This is a genomic window from Streptomyces sp. C (assembly GCF_000158895.1).
GTDB lineage: Bacteria > Actinomycetota > Actinomycetes > Streptomycetales > Streptomycetaceae > Streptomyces > Streptomyces racemochromogenes.
Map to the genome: position 1 here is coordinate 651,450 of NZ_GG657750.1, position 3,672 is coordinate 655,121.

The 3,672-nt window shown below is 74.0% G+C and carries 1 protein-coding gene and 1 pseudogene; one reads left to right on the forward strand and one right to left on the reverse strand.

Annotation, left to right across the window (positions count from 1 at the left end; genetic code table 11):
• Positions 1 to 226 precede the first annotated feature (226 nt).
• On the forward strand, positions 227 to 1,867 hold the full coding sequence (locus SSNG_RS03075) for a SpoIIE family protein phosphatase (RefSeq protein ID WP_347232495.1): 1,641 nt from the start codon (positions 227 to 229) through the stop codon (positions 1,865 to 1,867).
• Between the two features lie 16 nt (positions 1,868 to 1,883).
• Here the strand turns inward: SSNG_RS03075 and SSNG_RS03080 are convergent.
• A pseudogene (locus SSNG_RS03080) lies at positions 1,884 to 3,672 on the reverse strand (prolyl oligopeptidase family serine peptidase); the annotation flags it as partial.

A 3,672-nucleotide genomic window follows, 5' to 3' on the forward strand; every position in this document is an offset into this window, starting at 1 on the left:
GACGAGCGGGACCGCGAGGAGGTCCTGGAGCTGTGACCGCGTGATGTGGGGCCAGGGGGCGTGGGCGGGGTCCTTCCCCGTGCGCCACCGCGACGGCCACATGGTCCTCGTGGAGTTCCGCAACATGCGCCTCCAGGCCGCCAACGGCCAGTTCTACGCCCTGGGCCTGGCCTCGGAGCAGGCCACCCTGCGCCGCGTCGAACGGGACCTGGCCCTGTCCCTGCGCATGGTCGACCAGTCCCCCATCGGGCTGGCCGTGCTCGACACCGATCTGCGGTACGTCCTGGTCAACCCGGCCCTGGATCGCATCAACGGGGTGTCGTCCGAGCGGCACATCGGGCACCGGATCGCCGACGTCCTGCCTTTCCTGGACTTTTTCGGCGTTTTTAGACCGGCATGCGGGAGGTCATGTTTGACCGGCGTTCCCGTGCTGGACCACTTCACCACCGGCCAGATCTCCGAGGACTCCGGTGAACGGGCCTGGCTGGTGTCGATCTACCGGCTGGAGGACCAGGCCGCCCGGGTGATCGGCGTCGCGGTGTCGGTCGTGGACGTGACCGAACAGCACCGCGCGGCCGTGTCGGCCGCCCACGCCCGGCGCCGCCTGGCCCTGATCGCCGACGCCTCCGTGCGCATCGGCACCACCCTGGACCTCGACATCACCGCCCGGGAGCTGGCCGACGTGGCCGTCCCGGAGATCGCCGACATCGCCGCCGTGGACGTCCTCGACACCATCCTGACCGGACCCCGGCCCGGCGAGGACGCCGACGAGCGGGCCGTACGCTTCCGCGCGCTCGCGGTGAAGGCGGCGTACCGGACCCCCGCCGAGGCGGCGGCCGACCCCGTCGGCGACGTCGCCTCGTACCGCCCCGAACGGCTGGTGGCCCGCTGCGCCCGTACCGCGCGGCCGGAACTCGTCCCGCACGTGCGGCCCGAGGACCTGCCCCGCATCGCGCGCGACGAGGCCGCCGCCCGGCTGCTGGGAGAGGCGGGGGTGCACTCGTACCTGGCGGTGCCGCTGATCGCCCGCGGCCAGGTCCTGGGCACCCTCGACCTGAAACGGGCCCGCAACCCGGTGCCGTTCGGCCCCGACGACGTTCTCCTGGCCTCCGAACTCGCCGCCCACGCGGCCGTGTCCATCGACAACGCCCGCTGGTACCAGCGCCAGCGCCACGCGGCCCTCGCCCTCCAGCGCCACCTGCTGCCCCAGCACCCGCCGGCGGCTCCCGGCCTGGACATCGCCTACCGGTACCAGCCCGCCGGCGCGGCCGACGAGACCGGCGGGGACTGGTTCGACGTCATCCCGCTCACCGGCGACCGCACCGCGCTCGTCGTCGGCGACGTCATGGGCAGCGGCATCAACGCGGCGGCCACCATGGGCCAGTTGCGCGCGACCGCCCGCGCACTGGGCCGCCTCGGCCTCGACCCGGCCACGGTGCTCACCCACCTGGACGCGGCCACCGGCGACCTCGGCGAGGCCATGGCCACCTGCGTCTACGCCGTCTACGACCCCCACACCCGGCTGTGCCACATCTCCACCGCGGGCCACCTGCCGCCCGTGCACCTGCGCGCCGGCCGCCCGCCCCGGCTGCTGCGGCTGCCGACGGCGGTGCCGCTGGGCGTCGGCGGCGTCCCCTTCGGGAACACCGCCGTGACCCTCGGCGAGGGCGACGAGCTGGTGCTCTACACCGACGGGCTGGTCGAGACCCGCGACCAGGACATCGACGCCCGTCTGCTGACCCTCACCGACCTCCTCGCCGGCCCCCACCGCCCCATCGAGGAGACCTGCGACCTGCTGCTGTCGGCGCTGCGCCGCCCCGACACGCACGACGACGTGGCCCTCCTCGTCGCCCGCGCCCTCGGCTGAGCGCGCGCGCCGGAGGTCACCTCGCGGGGGTGAGCCGCTCCCAGAGGAAGGTGGCGACGAGGGCTTCGTTGAAGGCCGTCTGCTGGTGGTCGGTGGCGCCCGCGTGGCCGCCGCCGATGTGCTCGTGGAAGAGGACGGGGTGGCCCAGTTCGCGCAGCCGGGCGGCCGCCTTGCGGGCGTGGCCGGGGTGGACGCGGTCGTCCCGGGTGGAGGTGAGCAGGAGCAGGGGCGGGTAGGCGGGGCCGTCGGCGGTCATCCGGTGGTAGGGGGAGATCCGTTCGAGGTGGGGCCGGTCGGCGGGATCGTCGGGGTTGCCGTACTCGGCGGTCCAGCTGGCTCCGGCGAGGAGCTTGTGGAAGCGGAGCATGTCCAGCAGAGGCACGTGCGCGACGACGGCGCCGAACAGCCCGGGGTCGCGGGTGAGCACCGCGCCCATCAGGAGGCCGCCGTTGCTGCCGCCCTCGATGCCGAGCTGGGCGGGAGTGGTGATGCCGCGCGCGGTCAGGTCGCGGGCGACGGCGGCGAAGTCCTCGAAGGCGCGGACCCGGTTGGCGCCGAGGGCGGCCTGGTGCCAGGCGGGCCCGTACTCGTGGCCGCCCCGGATGCCGGCGAGGACGTACGTGCCGCCGCGCGCGAGCCAGGTCCGGCCGGTGACGGCGCTGTAGCCCGGGACCATGGAGATCTCGAAGCCTCCGTAGCCGTAGAGCAGGGTGGGGCCGGGGCCGGGCCGGTCCTCGGGGCCGACGACGAAGTACGGGACCCGGGTCCCGTCGGGGGAGGCGGCGAAGTACTGGCTCACGCGGAGCCCGGCGGTGTCGAAGAGGGCGGGCGCCTGCTTGAGCACCTCGGTTCCGGCGGTCCCGGCCTCGCCCCGGGAGAGGGTGGAGGGCTGGAGGAAGCCGGTGACGTCGAGGAAGTACTCGTCGCTCTCGTTGGGGTCGGTCGCCCACGCGGAGGCGGTGGACAGCGGGGGTACGCCCTCCAGCGGGGCGCGGGTCCAGCCGTCCGGGCCGGGGGTGAGGAGTTCCAGGCGGGAGGAGACGTCGGCCCGGGTGCTCAGCAGGAGGTGGTTGCGGGTCCAGCTGTAGCCGGCGAGGGCGGTGCGCTCGTCGGGGGTGAACAGCACCTCGTGCTCGCGGCCGCCGGCCCGGAAGTCCTCGAAGTCGAAGGCGAGCAGGCTGCCGGCGGGGTGGCCCAGCCAGGGGGTGCGCGGCTGGACGGTCAGCCATCCGCGGTGGATGCCGGCTCCGGCGTCGTCCGGTACGTCGATCTTCTCGGGTGCCGCGGCGGGGTCCTCGGGCAGCAGGAACAGCTCGCTGTTCCAGAAGTCGATCTGCCGGGACACGAAGTCCCTTTCGAAGCCCGGCGTGTCGTCGTGCCAGCCGCTGGCGGACAGGTCCCCGGGACGGCCCTCGTAGACCTTCTCGGCTTCGGCGAGGGGGGTGCCGCGGCGCCAGCGGCGGACCTGGAGGGGGTAGCCGGAGGAGGACATGGAGCCGGGACCGAAGTCCGTCCCGATCCAGAGGTGGTCGGCGTCGATCCAGTCGACGCGGGTCTTGGCCTCCTCTACGGCGAAACCGCCCTCGACGAACTCCAGGGTGTGCAGGTCGAACTCGCGCACCACACAGGCGTCGGCGCCGTCGCGGGAGAGCATTGACCAGGGCCGTGGCGGTATTCGGGGCCGAGGACGGTGCTTGCCGGCCCAGGCCCACTTCTCGTCCTCGGCGTCGGCGAGGGCGTCGAGGTCGAGGAGGGTCTTCCCAGGCCGGGTGCTCGGGTGCGGTACTCCTCCAGGGTGGTGCGCC

Excerpts from the sequence above, each read along its gene's own strand:
- SSNG_RS03075 (WP_347232495.1), top strand. The coding sequence starts at position 227 with ATGGTCGACCAGTCCCCCATCGGGCTGGCCGTGCTCGACACCGATCTG.